This window comes from Sorangium sp. So ce1504, from assembly GCF_051521635.1.
Classification (GTDB): domain Bacteria; phylum Myxococcota_A; class Polyangia; order Polyangiales; family Polyangiaceae; genus Sorangium; species Sorangium cellulosum_B.
Genome location: NZ_CP150365.1, coordinates 12,562,238 through 12,582,179 on the forward strand (window position 1 = coordinate 12,562,238; position 19,942 = coordinate 12,582,179).

General features: G+C 73.9%; 11 protein-coding genes. 7 read left to right on the forward strand and 4 right to left on the reverse strand.

All coding sequences use genetic code 11. The annotated features are described in order from the left end of the window. Positions 1-4: 4 nt before the first annotated feature. Entirely contained in the window at positions 5-3,952 is a 3,948-nt protein-coding gene (locus tag WMF39_RS47315; RefSeq protein WP_437743001.1) for a serine/threonine-protein kinase, read from the forward strand. Positions 3,953-3,980: 28 nt separating this feature from the next. Here WMF39_RS47315 and WMF39_RS47320 read toward each other — a convergent pair whose 3' ends face one another. Both WMF39_RS47320 and WMF39_RS47325 read right to left on the reverse strand, forming a co-directional pair. Then, positions 3,981-8,255, reverse strand: a complete 4,275-nt coding sequence (locus WMF39_RS47320; RefSeq protein ID WP_437743002.1) for a serine/threonine-protein kinase — start codon at positions 8,253-8,255, stop codon at positions 3,981-3,983. A gap of 7 nt (positions 8,256-8,262) precedes the next feature. Then, positions 8,263-8,991 carry a hypothetical protein gene (locus tag WMF39_RS47325; protein ID WP_437743003.1) on the reverse strand — a complete coding sequence of 243 codons (729 nt, stop codon included), beginning with the start codon at positions 8,989-8,991 and terminating at the stop codon, positions 8,263-8,265. Positions 8,992-9,284: 293 nt separating this feature from the next. Between WMF39_RS47325 and WMF39_RS47330 the strand changes: the two genes are divergently transcribed. Both WMF39_RS47330 and WMF39_RS47335 read left to right on the forward strand, forming a co-directional pair. Further along, entirely contained in the window at positions 9,285-10,769 is a 1,485-nt protein-coding gene (locus tag WMF39_RS47330) for a serine/threonine protein kinase (RefSeq protein ID WP_437743004.1), read from the forward strand. A gap of 251 nt (positions 10,770-11,020) precedes the next feature. Next, complete coding sequence (locus WMF39_RS47335; RefSeq protein WP_437743005.1) at positions 11,021-12,175, forward strand: ferritin-like domain-containing protein; 1,155 nt, start codon at positions 11,021-11,023, stop codon at positions 12,173-12,175. Positions 12,176-12,241: 66 nt separating this feature from the next. On the opposite strand, the gene WMF39_RS47340 is transcribed toward WMF39_RS47335, so the two are convergent. Next, positions 12,242-13,327, reverse strand: a complete 1,086-nt coding sequence (locus tag WMF39_RS47340) for a hypothetical protein (protein WP_437743006.1) — start codon at positions 13,325-13,327, stop codon at positions 12,242-12,244. A 287-nt stretch (positions 13,328-13,614) separates the two neighbouring features. Continuing rightward, positions 13,615-13,830, reverse strand: coding sequence for a hypothetical protein (locus WMF39_RS47345; protein WP_437743007.1), 216 nt, complete (start codon positions 13,828-13,830; stop codon positions 13,615-13,617). Positions 13,831-14,160: 330 nt separating this feature from the next. On the opposite strand from WMF39_RS47345, the gene WMF39_RS47350 reads away from it, so the two are divergent. The 4 genes from WMF39_RS47350 (at position 14,161) to WMF39_RS47365 (ending at position 19,897) form a co-directional block, all read left to right on the forward strand. Beyond that, positions 14,161-14,913 (forward strand): RNA polymerase sigma factor, encoded by a 753-nt coding sequence (locus WMF39_RS47350; protein WP_437743008.1) that lies wholly within the window; start codon positions 14,161-14,163, stop codon positions 14,911-14,913. Further along, positions 14,910-16,223, forward strand: a complete 1,314-nt coding sequence (locus tag WMF39_RS47355; RefSeq protein WP_437743009.1) for a FecR domain-containing protein — start codon at positions 14,910-14,912, stop codon at positions 16,221-16,223. Before WMF39_RS47350 ends, WMF39_RS47355 begins: the two co-directional genes overlap by 4 nt. 217 nt (positions 16,224-16,440) lie before the next feature. Then, positions 16,441-18,567: a biotin carboxylase N-terminal domain-containing protein gene (locus tag WMF39_RS47360; protein WP_437743010.1), complete on the forward strand. Its 2,127-nt coding sequence runs from the start codon at positions 16,441-16,443 to the stop codon at positions 18,565-18,567. Positions 18,568-18,772: 205 nt separating this feature from the next. Next, positions 18,773-19,897, forward strand: coding sequence for a hypothetical protein (locus tag WMF39_RS47365; RefSeq protein WP_437743011.1), 1,125 nt, complete (start codon positions 18,773-18,775; stop codon positions 19,895-19,897). The last annotated feature ends 45 nt before the right edge of the window (positions 19,898-19,942 follow it).

The window sequence follows — 19,942 nt, forward strand, 5'->3', positions numbered from 1 at the left end:
CCGTGTGGATTCCGGCGTAGTCCTCGCGAGCCGCTTCGTCGTCGAGCAGCAGGTCGCAGCAGGGGGGATGGGGACGGTCTATCGCGCGCACGACCGCCTCGACGCCCGCCCGGTCGCCATCAAGGTCCTGCACAGCCGCGAAGCATTCGACGTCGAGCGGTTCGAGCGCGAGTCGCAGATCCTCGCTGAGCTGAGCCACCCGGGGATCGTGCGGTACGTCGCGCACGGGCGAACCAGCGCCGGGGACCACTACCTCGCCATGGAGTGGCTGGAGGGCGAGGACCTGGCGGCGTGCCTCGCGCGTCGGCAGCTCGCGCTCGCCGAGAGCCTCGCGGTGCTGCGCAGGACGGCGGACGCGCTCGCCTTCGCGCACTCGCGCGGGATCATCCACCGCGACGTCAAGCCGAGCAACATCTTCCTCGTCGCCGGTGACGTCGGCCAGCTCAAGCTCGTCGACTTCGGGATCGCGCGCCCCGACGGGGAGTCGCGGCGGCTCACCTACACGGGCGGCATCCTCGGGACGCCGGGGTACATCGCGCCCGAGCAGATCGAGGGCGGGGGCGCGCTCGACGCGCGGGCGGACGTGTTCTCGCTCGCGTGCGTCTACTACGAGTGCGTCGCGGGCCGCCCGGCCTTCGAGGGGGCGCACGTCATGGCGGCGCTCGCCAAGCTCCTGTTCCAGCAGACGCCCCGGCTGCGCGACGTCCGCGCGGACGTCCCGGAGCCGCTGGAGCGCCTCATGGACCGGATGATGGCGAAGAACCCCGAGGATCGGCCGCGCGACTGCGGCGACGTCGGGGTCGAGCTCGCGCACATCGCGGAGGTGCTCGACGCCTGGGCCTCGCCGCGGCCCGCCACGCTGGCCTCCCCGCGCGACGCGACCATGCGCTCGGCGCGGCCCGATGGCTTCCTCACGCGCAGCGAGCAGCGGCTCGTGTCCCTCGTGCTCGCCGGCGAGCCGGACGACGTGCAGATGAGCGTCGCGGCGGCCGGCGGCGTGCCCAGCGCCTCGGACGTCTCGAGCGTGCTGCAGGAGCTCTCGAGCGAGGGCCCGGGCTCCGCGGTGCCGCGCTCGGAGGTGCGGGCGGCGGTGGAGCCCTACGGCGCCCACATCACGGAGATCTCGCGAGGTTCGCTCATCGCGATCCTCGCCGGCGCCGGGAGCGCCGTGGACCGGGCCGAGCGGGCGGCGCGGTGCGCGCTCGCGCTGCGCGCGCGGTTCCCCGGCATTCCGCTCGCCGTCGCCACGGGGCGCGGGGTGTCGTCGGCGAAGCTCATCGAGGGCGACGTCATCGACCGGGGGGTGCGCGCCCTGCGGGCCGCGCACGCCGGGGCGGTCCGGCTCGACGACGTGACGGCCAGCGTGGTCGGCGGCCGGCTCAAGGTGGAGACCGACGAGAACGGGCCGTTCCTTGCGACCGAGACGGCGGCCGACGAGAGCGTCCCCGTGCTCCTCGGCAAGCCGAGCGTCTGGGTCGGCCGCATCCGCGAGCTGTCCATGCTGGAGGGCGTGTTCTCCGGGTGCGTCAGCGAGTCGCTGGCGAGCGCGGTGCTCGTGATCGGCGCGGCGGGGTCCGGGAAGTCGAGGCTCCGCCTGGAGTTCCTCACCCGGGCGCGGCGCCAGTTCGGGTCGGTGGAGATCCTCTCCGGGCGGGCCGAGTCGATGGCCGCGGGGTCCCCGTTCGGGCTCATCGCCGATGCGATCCACAAGGCGGCGGGGATGCGCGAGGGCGAGCCCGTGGAGGCCCGGCGGCGCAAGCTGACGCGCCGGCTAGGGCGCCACCTGAGCGGCGAGGCGCTGAGCCGGATCGCGGCCTTCCTGGGCGAGCTCTCGCGGACGCCGTTCCCCGACGGCGAGACGAGCGGGCTGCGCGCGGCGCGCGACAACGCGATGCTCATGGCCGACGCGACGCGCGCGGCGTGGGAGGACTGGCTCGCCGCCGAGTGCGCGGCGCAGCCGGTGCTGCTCGTGCTCGAGGACCTGCACTTCGGCGATCCGGCGACCGTGCGCCTCATCGATCAGACGCTCCGGAACCTCCGGGACCTGCCGCTCATGCTGCTCGCGCTGGCCCGGCCCGAGGTGAGCAAGCAGTTCCCCGGGCTGTGGACCGACCGGGAGGTGCAGACGATCAAGCTCGGGCCGCTGCCCGCCAAGGCGAGCGAGCGCATGGTGCGGAGCGCGCTCGGCGAAGACACGCCCGCGGAGACGGTGGCCCGGGTCGTGGACCGGGCCGACGGCAACCCGTTCTACCTGGAGGAGCTCATCCGCGCGGTCGCGACGGGCAAGGGGGACGTGCTGCCCGACTCGGTGCTGGGCACGGTCGAGGCGCGGCTCGACGCCGAGGGGCACGAGGCGAAGCGCGTGCTGCGGGCCGCGAGCATCTTCGGCGACCGCTTCTCGAAGCTCGCGGTGGCGGCGCTGCTCGGCGGCGCGACGCGCGTGAAGGAGACCGAGACGTGGCTCGACGCGCTCGCGGCGCGGGAGCTCATCGCCCCGGTCTCGACGCCGGGGTGGCTCATCCCGACGGACTACGTGTTCCGCCACGCGATCGTGCGCGAGGCCGCGTACGCGATGCTCACGGAGCCGGACCGCGCCCTCGGCCACAAGCTGGCCGGCGAGTGGCTCGAGCGCAGCGGGCACACCGACGCGATGGCGCTCGCGGAGCACTTCCGTCGCGGCGGCGAGCCGGCGCGCGCGGTGCGGTGGTACCGGAGGGCCGCGGAGCAGGCGCTCGAGGCGAACGATCTGGCGAGCGCGCTCGCGCGCGCCGAGATGGGCGTCCAGTGCGGGGCGGCCGACGAGGAGCTCGGACGGCTGCGGCTCGTGGAGGCCGAGATCGGCCTGTGGCAGGGAGAGGTGGTGCTCGCCGCGCAGCGCGGCACCGAGGCGGCGAGCCTCGTCCGGACCGGCAGCTCGCCGTGGTTCCGCGCCATCGGGCAGGTGATCATCGCGGAGGGGAAGCTCGGTCACTTCGATCGCGTCGAGGCGTGGGCGACGCGGGCGGCCGAGGCGGCGGGCGCGATCAGCGCGCGGATCATGTGCCTGTGCGACGCCGCGACGTTCCTGAGCTTCGGCGGCCGCTACGCGGCGGCCGACGCGCTGATCCAGATGCTCGAGGCGGTCGCGAGCGAGCCCGCCGGGCTCGAGCCGCAGGCGGCGGGGCTCTACCAGCAGGCGCGTGCGGTCCGGGCGCAGACGAGGGGCGACACCGGGGCCGCGCTGAGCGGGTTCACGGCGGCGAGCGCGGCGTTCGAGCAGGCCGGCGACCGCCGGAACGCCTGCGCGGCGCGCTCGAACCTGGGCTTCTTGTACGGTGAGCTCGGCGACTTCGAGGTGGCCGAGTCGGAGCTCCGGACGGCGCTCGCCGCGGCGCAGCGCATGGGCCTCGACGACCTGGAGACGGCCGCGCTCCAGAACCTCGGCTACGTCATCGCCCACCTGGGGCAGCTCGAGGAGGCGAAGCTCCTCGAGCAGCGCGCCGCCGCGACGTTCCAGCAGCAGGGCGACCGGCGCATGGAGGGCGTGACGCTGACGTACATGGCGAAGATCATGCTCCTGTCGGGCGATCCCGTGGCCGCCGAGCGCGAGGCGCGCGCCGCGGTCGAGGCGCTGGTGGTGGCGCCTCCGCTCCGCGCCGCCGCCGTGGCGGTGCTCTCGCGCGCGCTGCTCGCGCAGGGCCGCCCGGAAGAGGCGCTGCCGGCCGCGCGCGAGGCGTTCGTGCAGCTCGAGGAGGCGGGCTCGCTCGAGGAGGGCGAGTCGCTCGTGCGGCTCGCCTACGCCGAGGCGCTCGCGGCGGCGGGCGCCGCGCGCGAGGCGGCGGAGGCGCTCGCCGTCGCGCGCCAGCACCTGCTCGACCGCGCGGCGAAGATCAGCGACGCGGCCTGGCGGGAGCGGTTCTTGACGTGCGTACCCGACAACGCGAAGACCCTCGCGCTCGCCGCCGCCGAGTGACATTTCACGGGGCGGCGGCGCGGCTTGCCTACGCCGGCTGCGTCGGCTGATCCAGGGCGGCCTCCGCCGCTTCGCGCTCGGCGATGGCGGCGGCGTGGCGGCGCAGCCGGTCGCCCATCACGTTCGGGATGCGCTCCGCGGCCTCGAGCGCGGCCGAGAGCGCGCCGCGCGCGGCGGCGAGCCGGCCGCGGCGCAGCGCGGTCACCGCGCGGATCTCGAGGACCTCGATGTGCTCCTGGCCCACGGAGCTCTGCGCCGAGCGGTCCACGAGCGCGTCCCACGCTGCGTCGTCCGCGGCGCCCCTGTCCTGCGTGGCCAGATCGATCATGGCGCAGAGCACCTCCTCCGAGGGGACCATCAGCGCGTCGGCCTGGCCCTCGGCGCGGGCGCGCTCCTGCATCTCGCGCATCTGCTCGAACAGCGCGCGCGCCTCGGCCTGCTCGCCGCAAAAGAAGAGGAACCGGGTCTTGAGGAGCAGGGCGACAGGCCGGCACGCCCCGCAGAACCGGTGCCGCTCGATCTCGAGCGCGCGATCGATGTGCGGCCCCGCCGCCGCGAGGTCGTCCATGAGGTAGAGGTACTCGCCGAGGTTGTACTCGCCGACCCGCTCCAGCGCGCCCTGGCCGAGGTCGCGCGCGAGCGCGAGCACCCGCTCGAGGTCGGCGATCATCCGGGCCTTGTCGCCGCGGCACGCCCAGAGGAGCGCGCGGTTGTTCGTCACGACGCAGAGGTGCAGCGTGTCGTGGTGCGCCTCGCAGAGCGCGATCGCGCGGCCGAGCGCGTCCTCGGCGTCGTCGAGCCGGCCGAGCCCCTGGAGGACGAAGCCGAGCATGAGCAGCGAGATGACGAGCGTCTCGTACCCGTCGTCGCCGAGCGAGGCGGCCGACTCCGCCGCGCGCTCGAGCGCGGCGGTCGCCTCTTCCTCCCGGCTGAAGCGGTGGAGCGTGCGCCCGGCGCCGAGCGCGAGGCGCGCGGTGAGCGCCGGCGACAGCGTGATCTCGTCGGCGAGCACGCCCGCCTCCTCGACGCGCTCCTCGGAGCTCTTGAACTCGTCCATCCAGTCGAGCGCCGTGGCCTCGTCGAGCAGGATGTCGATCTGCGCCGGGATGTCGCCGCGCGCCCGCGCGATGGCCCGCGCGCTGGCGAAGTCGGCGAGCGCGTCGTGGTAGCGGCCCAGGCGGTAGCGCATGAGGCCGCGGCCCCGGTGCGCGGCCGCGCGGTCGGGGCGCACCCCGCCCGGCGCGCGGCGGCTGGGCGGGCCTCCGCCCGGGGCCGTCGGCTCGATCGGCTGCTCCAGGGCGCGGGTGTAGAGCGTCTCCGCGTCGAGGTAGGCGTGCCGGGCGCGCGCGCGCTCCGCCAGGGTGAGGTAGGCGATCTCCGCGATCTCGCCGAGGCCCGCCTGGGCGGCGTGGTACGCGAACGGGATGAGGCGCGCGTCCTTGAGGTGCGGCGCGTCGCGCTCGCCGGCCTCGTCGCTCGCGGCGTCGCGGTGCAGCTTGAAGGCCGCGAGGTGGACGCGCCGGCGGAGCGGCTCGGGCGCGCCGCGGGCCACCGCCTCGCGGACCAGCGCGTGGCGGAAGCCGATGCGGCCCCGCCGGTCCTGGACGAGGAGGCCCGCGGCGATCAGGCGCTTCACGGCGACCGCGGCGTCGAGCGGCAGGTCGTCGGCCTCGCCGTGCTCGTCGAGCCGGTGGAGCACGCCGGCCACCTCGGCGACCGCGACGTCGGGGCCGAGCAGCGCGATGAGCCGCGCGTGCGCCTGCAGCGCGGGCGGGAGCGCGTCGATCTCGCCGAGGGCCAGCCAGTCGAGGAGCGGCATGTCGGGGAGCCGATCGAGCTCGTCGGTGGCGAGGTACCACGCGTCGCCCCGCGGGTGCCGGCGCACGACGCCCCCCCGCTTGAGGCCGCGCACGAGCTCGATGAGGAGGAGCGGGACGCCCTGCGCGCGCTCGACGAGGTGCGCGACCGCGGGCTCGGGCACGTCCTCCGCGGGCAGGAGCAGCCGCCGGCACAGGGCGATCGCGCTCTCGCGGTCGAGCGCCTCGAGCCGGTAGGTCTCGCGGCGCGCGGCGCGCTCGCCGAAGGAGGGGCGCGCGCTCTCGAAGCTCGGCCGCCCGAACGCGCAGATGAAGAGCGGCGCCTGCGCCTCGGCGAGCGCCGCGTACTCGAGCGCGGCGAGCGCCGCGTCGTCGGCCACGTGCGCGTCGTCGAGCACCACGAAGAGCGGCGTCCGGCGCGATCGCCGGCGGAGGGCCTCGCCGGCGGCCACGGAGAGCGCGGCGCGGAGCGCGCCGGGCGCCGCGGAGAGCGCGCGGAGCTCCGGGTAGCGCTCCTCGGCGAGCGGGTCGTCGCTGATCCAGCCGAGCGCGAGCGCCACGGCGGCCCCGAGCCGCGCCTGCTGCGCGCCCGCGAGGCGGCGCCGGAGGAGCGCGCTGCCGCCGTCCGCCGGAGGGGACGACGGCAGCGCGAGCGCCCGCTGCAGGATCTCCCGGACGACGCGATCGGCCCCGCCAGCGACCGGCTCGCCGGTCCGGAGCTCGATCACCTCGGCGCGCCCCTCGAGCGCGCGCAGCCGCTGCGCGAGCGCGCCGGCGAGGCGGCTCTTGCCGTGGCCGGCCACGCCGATGACGCTGGCGATGGTGGGCGTCGCGGTCGCCACGGCGTCGCGCGCGCCCGCGACCAGCGCGTCGAGCACGTCGCTCCGGCCGAACAGCGGCTGGGAGCTCGAGTCGAACGCGGTGTCGGCGTCGGGCTGGGCGGCGGCCGGCCCGGGCCGGGCGGAGGTCGGTCCTGGCGGGGGGAGGCCGTCGCCCTGGGCCTGGGAGGCGTCGTCGCCGAGCGCCGCCGCGGCCGCCGGCGACAGGGTGAGGCCCAGAGGGCCGCCCGCCGCGAGCCGGTCCGCCCGGCGGAAGAGCGGGCTCAGGAACCGCCGCGTGCCGTCGGGCCGCGGCTGGACGGACACGGTCGCGAGGTCGAGCAGCCCGCGGGAGAGGACGCGCTGCTGCTCGAGCTCGCGGCCGGCGTGCACCGCGCGGCGCAGCGGGCTCGCGCCGTCCGCGTGATCGAAGACGGCGACGAAGCGGCCGCCCGCGGCGTGGGCGAGCTCGCCGCCCAGCGCGCTGAGCCTCCGCTGGAGGGCCACGACGTCGAGCTCGGCCTCGAAGAAGAGGAGCGCGACGGCGCGCCGCTCGACGCTGCGGGCGCTCGGCGGCGGCGGATCGGTGGTGGGGCCCCTGAGGCGCGAGGGGCGGCGCTCCTGGCCGCGCTCGAAGCTCTCCAGGGCGGCGATGAGCGCCGCGGCGCTCGCGAAGCGCTGGCCCCTGTCCTTCGCGAGGCACCGGAGCACGATCTCCTCGAGCGAGCGCGAGATCGGCGCGATCTGGGAGGGCCGCGGGGGGCGGCGGCTGAGGTGGTCCTGCCGCACCAGGGCGGGAGGTCCCCAGAAGGGCGGCTTGCCGGTGAGCAGCTCGAACAGCACGGCGCCGAGGGCGTACACGTCCGCGCGCGCGTCGACGTCGTCGCGGCCGTCGCACTGCTCGGGGGCCATGTACTCGGCGGTGCCGGGCGCGTCGCTGCCGGCGGTGAGGCGGGGCGACGGCTCGCGGTGCCCCGCGGCGAGGCCGAGATCGATGATGGTGGCGCGGTGCCCGCCGACCCCGGCGCGCGCGGCGAGCGGCGCGCCGGAGACGAAGATGTTCTCCGGCTTGACGTCGCGGTGCACGTAGCCGCGCGCGTGGATCGCCTCGAGGGCCCGGAGCGCGGAGCGCGCGAGGGCGCACGCCTCGCGCGCCGGCATCGGCCCGGCGACCCCGCGCGCCACGAGGCGGTCGGCGAGCGTGGGGCCGTCGAGGTACTCCATGACGAAGTACGGCGCGCCCGAGGCGAGCTGGCCGCACCCGTAGACGGCGGGCACGTGGGGCGGCCCGACATCGTAGAGGGCCCGCATCTCCTTGACGAGGCGCGCGCTCGCGTCCGGCTGGTCGGCGCGCGCGACCTTGATCGCCACGGTCGGCCCGCCCTCCTCGGGCTCGGCCGCGAACACGGCCCCGAACCCGCCTGCGCCGGCGAGCCGGACGCCCCGGTAGCCTTCGATGCTGGGCGGAGCGGTCGCGCTGAGCCAGCTGCCGCTGGACTCGTCCGCGCCGCCGGGCGCGCCGGGCTCCGGGCTGGCCTGCCGCACAACGGGCCCGTGCTCCGGACACCCCGGATCCGCGTGCGCGACGCGCTTGCCGCACTCCTTGCACCGCGCGGTGGGCGCCCCGGAGCGAGCCGCGCTTCCGCCTCGACGAGCATCGGGCAACATGGGGGCCTCATGGCAGGAACGTCGTAATCACCGCGGGCCACGACTCGCCCCGATCGTCGGTGCAGCTCGGGCGATAGCCGTCGGCCGCGCCGAGCGCGTCACACGCGAGATCGCATGAGCCCACGATGTGAATGTTCGGGCATTCCCGGACGCCCCCTCCGGGCTCGGGGAGCCCCGCGGCGCAGTCCCTGCTGAGGGCCCGAGAGCTCTCCACGTTGGATTCGTTGTAGCAGGCATAGAGGCGGGGCGGGGTCGCGAACAGATCGCCCCAGAACGCGCCTTCCTCCATCGGATACGACTCGACCTCGCTCGCGTCCGGGTGCCTGAGGGCGAGGTGCGCCGCGCGCGACGAGATCATCACGGAGACGCCGGCCCGGTTGGCGCGCGACGCCACGCAGGCCGAGACCCACTGCTCCCGGGACTCGTTCAGCGGCGCGATGGCCCAGCTCGCCGCGAGCCCGAGGTAACCCGGGTAGACCTCCTCGCGCAGCTCGCCGCGCTCGTCGCGCCACGAGAACCTGAACGATTGCGACGGGGTCAGCGCGCAGCCGACGATGTATTGAAGGAGCTGCCTGGACATCGCGCCGAGCTCCCCTGGGCGGGTGATGGCGGCGCGGACCGCCGCCGAGAGGGCGTTCGAGGCGAGTCTGTTCGGGGCGAGCGCAATCGGGTCGAGGGCGTTCGGGTTGAGGGCGTTCGGGTTGAGGGCGTTCGGGTTCAGCGCGTTGTGATTCACGAGCGCACTTGAGACCTCGTCGACCGACCCCCACTCCGCGGGAAATCCGTCGCTGCCACCGCAGCACGGCAATGAAGCCAACAGAAATGTGTGTGCGCACAGAGCTCGGATTCGCCTCTTCATCTGTCCCCCTCCGCGCCCGTTCTGCTAGCAGATGGAATAGGCTACCGTAAGGATAACGATGGATTTACTGTACCACTTGGCGAAGCGGCGTGTAGCGCCAACCCGGCCGTCTGGCGCGGAGAAAATCCTCGCTCGGGTGAGTCCTTAGTCGCATCGGGGGGGTTATGACGATGGATGCTTTGGCGACACGAGATAACGAGACGCGGGCATTTTCACTGGAGGAGAGGTCCTTTTCCCGAGGCGAGCTGCCGTGCGGCACGCGGGCGGGTGAGTACACCGTTGTGTCGCCCATCGCCCGGGGCGGATGTGGGGCCGTGTACGAGGCCATTCACCTCCGGACCGGCGAGCGCGTGGCGATGAAGGTGCTCCACGGGACGCTCGCCGCGTCGCCGAAGATGGTGAAGCGCTTCCTGCGCGAGATCGAGGTGGTGCGGCTGCTCAATCACCCCGGGATCGTCGAGATTCATGACGCGGGCGAGCTCGCGGACGGCCGGCCATTTTATATGATGGAGCACCTCGACGGGGTGACGCTCGACGTGCTCCTCCGGCAGGAGGGGCGGCTCTCGCCGGAGCAGGCGCTCGAGCTGCTCGAGCCGGTCTGCTCGGCGCTCGACGCGGCGCACGCGGCCGGGATCATCCATCGCGACGTGAAGGGCAGCAACATCTTCGTCTCGCGGGGCACCCCGCGGGCGGTCAAGCTCCTCGATTTCGGGATCGCCAAGCTGATGGAGCCGGACGAGGGGGCGAGCGGCTTCACCACGGCGGGGAGGGCGCCTGGCACCCTCACGATCATGGCGCCCGAGCAGATCCTCGGCGGCGTCCTCGACGCGCGCGTGGACGTGTATGCGCTCGGCGTCCTGCTGCACAGGCTCCTCACGGGCAAGCTCCCGTTCTACTCGCCGGACGCGACCGAGCTGCTCCGGCAGCACCTGGAGGAGCCCGCGCCGCGCCCGAGCCGGCGGACCCCGCTGCCGCCCGCGCTCGACGCGGTGGTGCTGCGCTGCATGGAGAAGCAGCCGGAGCACCGCTATCCTTCGGTGAAGAGCTTCCTCCACACGCTGCGCGAGGCGGTCGGCGAGCCGACGTCGGGGCGGAGCAGCATGCCGGAGCTCCAGACCGACGCGATCGCGATCTACCTCGATCTCCGGGTGCGCACCGACGCCGACGATCTCGACGACGCGCTCGCCGAGGAGCTCGGCCTCGTGCTCGACCTCGCGGAGGAGCGCCTCCGGGACGCCGGGCTCACGCTGGTCTCCGTGACCGGCAGCGAGATCCTCGCCGTGCGCCTCCTCTCCAGCGAGCTGCGGGAGTCGCTGCTGGAGCGCGCGGCGGTGATCGAGATCGCCGCCTCGCTCCACGAGGAGATCGCGCTGAGGAGCGGCCCGGACACGCGCGTGCACACGAACCTGTGCCTGCACGCCGGGCAGGTCGTGGTGCGCTCGGCGAACCACCCGGAGATCATCGGCGGCGACCTGGCCCGGGTCGGGGCGTGGGCGCCCGTCGACGCGGTGCACGCGCTCTGCGCGACGGAGGCGGCGGTCCGCGGGATCGGCGGACTCGAGCTCTCCGCGGGGCCGCCCGGGCTCCTGCTGATCGGCGAGCTCTCCGGGCACTGCTCCTCGCCGGCGCCGACGCTGCGGTGCCGCGCGCTCTGACGCGGAGGGCGCGCGGCCGGCGTCGGCCCTTCAGCGATGCGCGCGCCGCGCCCCCGCGACGCGCGACGTCAGGTGGGCGACGGGCGCGCGCTCGGCGTGGACCCCCTGGCCGACTCGGGAGCTCCCGGAGTCGATATGACGACGTAAAAACGAGCGAGGGGCGATTGCCGCTCGATGATAGGTGCCATTATAAGGGCCGCCCGCGGGGCGCTCTACCTCACGCCCGCGCCTCGCCGCTCCAGAAAGCTCTCATGTCCATGCGCCTCCAGCAAGCACTCCAGACCCTCCTCGATTCCGCCCCTCTCCTTCGCGACGCATCGAGCAGCGGTAACGTCCGTGTGCTCGCCTCGCTCCTCGGGCCCGCCTTCCGCGGCTTCGTCCAGCGGCGGGGCAAGGGCGTGGTCTCGACCGATATCTCGGTTGGATACGAGGCCAGCTTTAACTGGAGTTACGGGCGGGACGACCCCGACATGGCGAGGCTCTACCACCTCGCCAAGACGTCCCAGTGGGACGCTGCGACAGACCTCGACTGGTCGCGGAGCGTCGACTGGCTCGACCCGGCAATGCCGCTCTTGCCCGACAGCTGGATGCCGCCGTCCAAGCTGCCCGCCTGGCGCAGGCTCTCCGAGCGGGAGCGCGCGACGCAGCGCCACGGGCTGCTCTCCTGGATGCTGAGCCAGTTCCTGCACGGCGAGCAGGGCGCCTTGTTCGCGGCGTCGCAGATCACGGAGTGCGTGCCGTCGCTCGACGCGAAGCTCTACGGGAGCACGCAGGTCGCCGACGAGGGGCGCCACGTCGAGGTGTTCCACGCCTACCTGACGCAGAAGCTGGAGAAGCTCTACGAGATCAACGACAACCTCTATGTCGTCATCGACGCGATCATGAGCGACGGCCGGTGGGACATGAAGTTCCTCGGCATGCAGATCATGATCGAGGGCCTGGCGCTCGGCGCGTTCGGCTCGATTCGACAGGTGACGAGCGAGCCGCTCCTCAAGGACGTCCTCCGGTCGGTGATCACCGACGAGGCGCGTCACGTCCACTTCGGGGTGCTCGCGCTGAGCAGGTTCTACCGCGATGGCATCGACGAGCGGGCGCGGAGGGAGCGTGAGGACTGGGCGTTCGACCTGTCGGTGCTCCTGCGCAACCGCTTCCTGGCGCACGAGTTCTACGACGAGTTCTACGCTCACCGCATGACGCGCTGCGCGTGGGACGAGCTCATGCTCCAGAGCGACCTGATGGGGTTCTTCCGCCGGACGATGTTCAGGCGGATCGTCCCGAACCTGAAGCGGATCGGCCTTTTGTCCGCGCGGATGCGGCCGCGCTACGCCTCGCTCGGCCTGCTCGAGTACGAGCACGGGCGGGCGGCAAGCGAGCTGACGGCCAAGGAGCTGCTCGACGACGCGTGAGGCGAGGGCGTCCGAGGGCGTCCGAGGGCGAAAGAAGCGGACGCCCGCGCCGGCCCCGGGGAGAGATCAGCAGGTGGACCGGACGCAGGCCGAGAGCTCGACGCCGCACTGCCTCTGGATGCAGCCGAAGTCGCCGTTGCAGGCGGCGAGCGACCTGAAGGCGCACGAAAGGACCTGATCGGCGAAAAACTGAGCGTTGGGGCAGCCCCGCGAGACGCAGCTCGAGACGCACGCGACGCTGAACTCCGGCGGCATCCGCTCCCTGTCGATGCACCGGGCGGCGCAGGTGACCACCTCCTCGCAGTCCACGGGCTCGCACGCGCCGCAGTCCTGGGGGCAGATGCCGCAGGTCTCGAAGCTCTCGCAGACGCCGTTCGAGCACACCGAGCACACGCCGCAGTCGCGCCGGCAGGACGCGCACGTCTCCGTCCCCGAGCAGATGCCGTCGCCGCACGTGGCGCAGGCGCCGCAGTCGTCCGGGCAAGAGAAGCAGCTCTCGATCCCACCGTTGCACACGCCGTTGCCGCAGGCCTCGCAGACGCCGCAGTCGGGGGCGCATGAGCGGCAGTCCTCCCGCGGCGAGCAGACGCCGTCGCCGCAGCCCTGGCAGACGCCGCAGTCGCCCGCGCACGTCGCGCACGTCTCGGCGCCGCTGCACACGCCGTCGCCGCAGTTTGGACACACCCCGCAGTCGCCCGGGCACGTCGAGCACGACTCGCTCGCCGGATCGCAGGCGGCGTCGCCGCAGCGCGGACAGAGGCCGCAGTCCTCGGCGCAGCTGCCGCAGTCCTCTGCGCCGTTGCAGGCGCCGTCGCCGCACCCCCCGCACGGGCCGCAGTCGCTCGCGCAGCTCGAGCACGTCTCCGTCCCCGAGCAGGCGCCGTCGCCGCACCCCTGGCCCTGGCACGGGCCGCAGTCGGGGGCGCAGGAGCGGCAGTCCTCCGCGCCGTTGCAGGCGCCGTCGCCGCACGCCGGGGGCTCGGCGCCGGACGAGCTGTCGTACTCCCACGTCTCGGTGCGGCCGCAGCCCGCCCCGAGCGAGGCCCCCGCGAGGGCGACGAGCGCAGACCAGGCGAAGGCGCGCGAGGAGAGGAAGCCAGGGCGATGCCGCCCGGACCGCAGCAGGAAGCTCAGCCGGCTTGTGGTACCCATACGATCAGCCCCGGGGACACGAGAGGTCGGGTTGTCAGAAGGAGCGGGACCGGCTCGCGGGCTGCAGCGGCGCCGCGATGAGCCGTCCACGGGAACGCGCGCGGACGGAACATACATGGAGACGCCCCGCGGATGGCGCCAAAGCACAGGCGCGCCGGCGCTGGAGCCGCGGGCCAGGGGCGACCGAGCGGCACAAAATAAAAGAGGGCGGCGCCTCCGGAGAGGCGTCGCCCAAAGCGCTCCGCGATGCGCGCTTCACCCAGGAAGCGACGCGCCGCGCAGAGAGCTCACTTGGGGGCGTCGGCCGGCGCGGGGGCCGCCGCCGGGTCGGCCGCGGGGGCCGCCGCCGGGTCAGCCGCGGGGGCCGCCGCCGGGTCAGCCGCCGGAGCCGCCGCCGGGTCAGCCGCCGGAGCCGCGCCCGGGTCGGTCGGGGCCGGGGCGCTGCCGCCGCAGGCGACGACGAGGGACGAGACGGCGACGAGCGCAAGAACGAGCTTCTTCATGGAATCCTCCGAAAATGGGGCGGGTAGACCACCCTCAACCAACAGGCGTGTGAACCGCACGCAAATCCGGCGGCCACCACCCAGACGCCGAGGGGAGCCAGAACGGCTCACAGTTTTTTCGATGAGCCGCCCGGGCCCGACCAGGCGTCTAGAAAGGTGTGGGAAACTCGGGGCGCTCCTGATGCCGCTCTGGACAGGAGCCCAGGGCTCGGCGCTCCGCCCGGGCCGCTGCCTCGACTCCCGCGAGGGCATCACGATCACCGTCTGCTGTACATTTCCAGTCATGTCCCCTGGTACGAACGCATGGCTCTGAGACCTCAGCGAGGGCGCTTGCGCCTTGTCGAACCGGCCGCCCCGGCTGCCCCGGCCGCGGAGGCCCAGGAGGACATGGGCGACGCCGGGCCCGCGTTCGCTCCGGAGGAGCGCGGCCGCGGCGATGGCCGGTTCGGGGGGGCGCGCGCGCAGGACCGGCGGTCCTCCGCCGCGACCGGGCCGGCCGAGCGCGGAACGGGCCTCGCGGAGCTTCCGGACGCGCAGCTCGTGGTGCTCGGCGCCCGCGGGGACGTGGGCGCGCTCGAGCAGCTCTACCGGCGGCACGTCGCCTTCGCCATCCACCTCGCGACGCGCATCGAGGGCTCTGCGCGCGACGTGGAGGACATCGTCCACGACGCGTTCCTCCGCGCCTACGAGCGCCTCGACGACCTCGTGGATCCTGCCGCGTTCCGCGCCTGGCTCGGGTCGATCATCGTCCACAAGGTCCGCTCGCGGATGCGGCGCGCGCGGCTGCTCGGCGTGCTCGGGATGGGCAAGTCGAGCGAGCCGGTCGATCTCGACGCCCTGGCGAGCCCGGCCGCGTCGCCCCACGCGCGCGCGCAGATCGCGCAGATCTACGCCCTGCTCCAGACGTTGCCGGCGGACGACCGGATCGCGTGGATCCTCCGCTCGGTGGAGGGGCACGATCTCGAGACGGTCGCGCAGATGACGGACTGCTCGCTCGCGACCGTCAAGCGGCGGATTTCGCGGGCGCAACAGTTCCTCGACGGTCATTTTGTAGATTCAACCAGCAGCGAGGCCTCATCATGAGCCGGCGAGGGCTACCCCGGATCGCCCCGGCAGATCTCCGCGACCACGCGACCGAGGAGCGGATCGCGCGCGTCTGGGACCGCATCGAGCACGACCTCGGGGCGCGCGAGCGCTCGTCGCCGCGGCGCGCGGGCATGGCCGCGATGCTCGCGGCGGCGACGTTCGCGGCGTTCGGCGGCGGCCTGTGGCTCGGCAAGGCGATCTGGAGCGACGAGCGCGCGGCGCCCGCGCTCACCGCCGTGACGCCGGCCGACGACGCGCCGTCGCTCGTCGACGTGTTCGCCGCGGGCTCGCAGGGGCGCACCTTCCAGCTGCCGGGCGGCGGGAGGATCTCGCTGACGGCGGGCACGACCGTCGAGGTCGAGCAGGCGGACGGCGGCGCGCTGACGCTGCGGCTCGTGCAGGGCGAGGCGTGGCTCGACACCGTGAGCGGGACGCGCACGGCGGCGCTCGCGATCGTCGCCGGCGAGGCCCGCCTCGCGGCGGCGGCGGGCAGCGTGCTGCGCGTGAAGCACAACGTCGACGCGATCGACGTCAACGTCGCGGATGGCTCGGTCAAGCTCACGTCGCCGGCCGGCTCGCGGGAGCTCGGGCGCGGCGACGCCGAGGAGGGCGTGCCGATCCGGCAGCGGATCGCGGTCGTGGCGCCGCCGGAGCCCCGGCGCGCCCGCGCCTCGTCGCTCCCGCGCTCGAGCGCGGAGGTGGCGCCGATCGAGCCGCCGCCGGCCGCCGCGCCGGCCGCCTCCGCCGCCGCGCCGGACTGGCGCGCGCGGTACAACGCGGGCAACGTCGCCGAGGCGCTGCAGAGCCTGCAGCAGCAGAGCGGCGGCATCGACGGCGCCATCGCCTCCGCGAAGACGGCGAGGGAGCTGATGGACCTCAGCGACCTCTTGCGCGGGAAGGGCGGCGATCGCGCCGCGGCGATGCGCGCGTTCGCGCGCGTGGTCGAGGGCTTCCCGAGCGACGCGAACGCGCCGATCGCGGCCTACAAGCTCGGCGACATGCACGCGAGCATGGGTGAGCAGGCGCTGGCGGCGAGGTACTACGAGCAGGCGCGCTCGCTGTCGCCCGAGGGCAACCTCGCGGAGGACTCGTTCTGCAAGCGCATCCGCGCCGAGGTGGTCGCCGGCCACAAGGAAGAGGCCTCTCAGATGGCCAAGGAGTACGTGGCCAACTACCCGGACGGCCGGTGCGAGGACGTCCAGCGGATCGTCTCCGGCGAGTCCGGTGAGGAGGCGGCCGAGCAAGAGGAGCACGCGGCCCCGCCGCCCCAGCCTCCGCCGGCCCCGGACGTGAGCCCGACCCCGTAGAGCGGGGGGCGCCCGTCCACGTCGATCGCGCTCCGCCGAGCGCGGTGGACATGCTTGACACCCCTGGTGGTTCTGCGCTTGCTTGGTCGCTCGCCGCGCCGGAGAACCGCTCAGGATGACCACCGCCGTCCGCACCAGCTCTCTACCCGCTCGCAACGACGTTCAATCGCTCCCGTCGTGGAAGTTGGTGTTGCCCCGAGGCGGCTATGTGTCCTCGATGGAGGCGTTCACCACGGCGATGGGCGTCCCTGGCTTCGTGCTGCTCGATCTGGGCACGCTGGCCGGCGGCCAGGACGCGCACCGCCTCCTCGGGCTGCGGTACCTCATCGCGAACGGCGAGGTGTGGAGGACGCACTTCGGCTGGCAGCGCCCCCTGGAAGCTGCGCTGCGCAGGGCGCTCCTCGACGAGGAGCGGGTGCAGGAGCTCCTCGCGGCGGCGGAGGGCCTGCTCGCGCGGATCCGGGACGCGCGCGCATCGATCACGGCCGCGGACCGCGACGGGTTCGCTCGCTACCTGGAGGGCGGGCTGCTCCGGGCGCTGAAGCGCCGTGAATTCGACGACGAGCGGCTCCTCAAGTTCCTGATCCTGGAGCAGGACGAGCCTTCGCTCCGCGACCAGGCGGCGGAGCTCCTGCGCTCCCGGGCCGGCGACCTCCTGCGGGAGGACGCGCAGGTGCTGGATCTCCTGTACGCCGCCGTGCATCGCCTGGACAGCTACCCCGCCACGACGGTGAGCGCGGGCCAGCTCAAGTACATCCTCGTCGCGGACAAGGGCGAGATGGGCGTGCGGGCGACGCGGGAGGCGATCGCGCTCGGCAAGATCCCCGTGGTCCTCTACAGCCTGCAGGACGACGCGAACGCGCTGCAGCTGCGGATCGCGCGGGAGGGCGGCGGGTTCGGGGTGGGGCTCGAGGGGAGCTTCCGCGAGAGCTACGCGAACTTCATCCAGATCGCGGACAAGGTGAGGGCCGAGTTCGAGCGGCGCTTCGGCGACGGCTCGCAGGAGGAGCTGTCGCGCGCGGGGCTCTACCCCGGGTACGGCCCGCTGGCGGAGAACGCCGCGGCCATCCGGCACTTCCGCCAGAAGAACATCGTCTTCGTCGGCCCGATGCAGGACGTGGTGGAGAGCGCCGGCGACAAGCGCAAATTCCGCCTGATGGCCCAGGATTTCGACCCGACCGCGGTGACGCCGGGCATCGTCATCGACAGCGACGATCCGGGCGAGATCCAGCGGATAGTCCTCGAGGCCCACGCGGCCGGGCGCTTCACGTTCCCGGGGCGGCTGAAGGCCGCCAACGGCGGCGGCGGCCGCGGGCAGGCCGTCATCCCGACGGTGGAGCAGGTGCCTCAGGCCATCCAGAAGGTCCTTGGCGAGATCAAGGCGTACAACTGGCAGCCGGGCGTGATGTTCGAGCAGAACATCCCGGAGACGATCCACCTCGAGGTGCAGGTGCTGCGGGATCGCTACGGCAACGCGCGGCACTTCGGCATGCGCGACTGCAGCGAGCAGCGCGCGAGCCAGAAGATCCAGGAAGAGGCGCCGCCGGCCCTGCTCCGGCGGTACCCGGGCCTGGAAGACCGCATCTGCGGGCTCGCCGTGCAGATCGCGGACCGCGTGGGCTACGTGGGCGCGGGCACCGTCGAGCTGATGTTCAAGGAAGGGAAGTTCTACTTCCTGGAGATGAACACGCGGATCCAGGTGGAGCACCCCGTCAGCGAGGAGAGCTACGCCATCAAGCGGAAGCGCAGCCGCGTCCCCGTGAACCTCGTCGCGTGGCAGATGCGCATCGCGGACGGGCAACCCATCGATTTCGAGCAGGACCACGTGGTGCAGACCCACTGTAGCCGCGAGTTCCGCATCAACGCGGAGAGCTGGAATCCCGATCTCAGGGACTCGCGGGACGGCGGCAAAGGGCTGTTCTTGCCCAACGCGGGTATCTTCGATCGCATCGCGCTCCCCGACACCGACGCGATCCGCGAGGCGCTCGAGGAGAAGGGCCTCACCGACCTGAAGGTCCGCTTCGACTGCGGCTTCGAGGCGGGGGACGTCCTCGTGAACAAGGACCCCACGTTCGGCAAGCTCATCGTCTCCGTGAGCAGCAAGGACCCGGACAGGGCCTATGAGCTCCTGCGGCTCGCGTCCCTCGAGGTGCTGAAGAAGATGAAGATCGAGGGGCGGCAGGTGCGGCCCGACGGGACGCCCATCCAGGGCTCGCCCTTCAAGACGAACCTCCAGGATCACGTGCGCATCCTGAGGATGCCGCTGTTCAAGCGCCATTCGAGCGACGACGACACCGGACGTCACGTCAACTGGCTCGTGGCCGCGTTCCGCCAGGAGGCGTGAGCCGGGCAGGCCGCCGCGCTCCCCTGTGGGGTGAGCGCTGGCAGCGAAATAATCCGCGAACGCGCGGCCGTTCTCGCTCGAGAGCGCGTCGCGGTGGATTCGTCCGGCCAGAGCAGCCTCGGTGAGGTGGTCTCGGACCACAAGAAAGAGGCAATTCAGATCGCAACAGGGTATGTGGCCAAGTACCCCGATGGCCCGTGCGAGGATGCCCAGCGGATCATCTCCGGCGCGGACGCCGCCGCAGAGGACGGGCCTTGGCCGCCTGCCTCCGGCGCGCGCCCCGCGCTGGGATCTTCCCGCGCTCGCCGCCTCCGCGGTCGTCGTCCAGCTGAGCCTGGCCCTCCCGGCCGCGGCCGCCGAGCCGCGCGCCGTCGTGGCGATCGCCGGCCGCGCCGCCGCGCCCGTCGCGCCGCGGCTGCCCGACGCGGCGGCGCCCATCGAGGTGCGCGTCGCCCTGTCGCGCGGCGCGGCGGAGGAGGTCTCCAGCGTCCGCGTGCGGCGCCTGCTCGAGATCGAGCTCCCGGACGGCGCGGCGCTGGCCGCCGAGCCGGTCGGCCCGCTCGGCGACCGCGTCGCGACCGTGTGGGTCGACCGGCCCACCGCGGCGCGCCTCGAGATCCAGGTCCGCCTCGACGGCCGCGCCGTCGTGCGACGGCAGATCGCCGTCTCCGGCCTCACCTCGGACGTGGCCGCGCGGCTCGTCGCGATCGCCGCCTCCGAGATGATCGTCGCCGAGATGCGCCGCGCGCGCGCCCCGCGGCGGCCGCCGTCGCCGCGGCGCCCCACGCAGGACGAGGTCGAGCTCGCCTCGCGCGATCTCGACACCCTGTCCGTCTCGGCCGGGCCTTACGCGGCGGTCGTCTCCGGGGGGCCGCGGGTGCTCGGCGGGGCCGGCCTCGCGCTCGGCCTGCGGCGCCTGCGGCTCACGGAGTCGCTGTTCGCCCGCCTGCTCGCCGCGCCGTCCGGCGGCGAGCCGCTGCGCTGGCTCGAGGCGGGCTTCTCGGGCGACTACCGCTTCTGGCTGGCGGCCTCGTGGCGCCTCTCGATCGGCGCTACCGCCTCCGTCGCATCGCTCAGGCTGCCCGCCGCCGTCTCCGTCGATGGCATCGCGGGCGAGCGCGACACGTGGTCCGCACGCGCCGGCCTCGGGCTCGGCGTGGAGACCCGGCTGGGCGGCCCGGTGTGGCTCGGGCTGACGCTGGACCCGGGGATCGTGCTCCGGCCTGCGCCCTACGAGGGCGCCCGCGGGGAGGCGGGCGCCGTCGAGGGGGCCTGGCTGGGGGTCGGCCTCTCGCTCTCCACCGAGCGGCGCTCCGCGCCGCCGCGGTGAGGGGGCGGCGCGGTGAGGGTGCGGCCGGGCGCCGCCCGCTGGCGC

Bases quoted from the DNA above. Each gene is read 5' to 3' on its own strand.
- WMF39_RS47320 (WP_437743002.1), bottom strand. From the start codon at position 8,255: ATGTTGCCCGATGCTCGTCGAGGCGGAAGCGCGGCTCGCTCCGGGGCG.
- WMF39_RS47330 (WP_437743004.1), top strand. From the start codon at position 9,285: ATGGATGCTTTGGCGACACGAGATAACGAGACGCGGGCATTTTCACTG.
- WMF39_RS47335 (WP_437743005.1), top strand. From the start codon at position 11,021: ATGTCCATGCGCCTCCAGCAAGCACTCCAGACCCTCCTCGATTCCGCC.
- WMF39_RS47340 (WP_437743006.1), bottom strand. From the start codon at position 13,327: ATGGGTACCACAAGCCGGCTGAGCTTCCTGCTGCGGTCCGGGCGGCAT.
- WMF39_RS47345 (WP_437743007.1), bottom strand. From the start codon at position 13,830: ATGAAGAAGCTCGTTCTTGCGCTCGTCGCCGTCTCGTCCCTCGTCGTC.
- WMF39_RS47355 (WP_437743009.1), top strand. From the start codon at position 14,910: ATGAGCCGGCGAGGGCTACCCCGGATCGCCCCGGCAGATCTCCGCGAC.
- WMF39_RS47360 (WP_437743010.1), top strand. From the start codon at position 16,441: ATGGAGGCGTTCACCACGGCGATGGGCGTCCCTGGCTTCGTGCTGCTC.
- WMF39_RS47365 (WP_437743011.1), top strand. From the start codon at position 18,773: ATGCCCAGCGGATCATCTCCGGCGCGGACGCCGCCGCAGAGGACGGGC.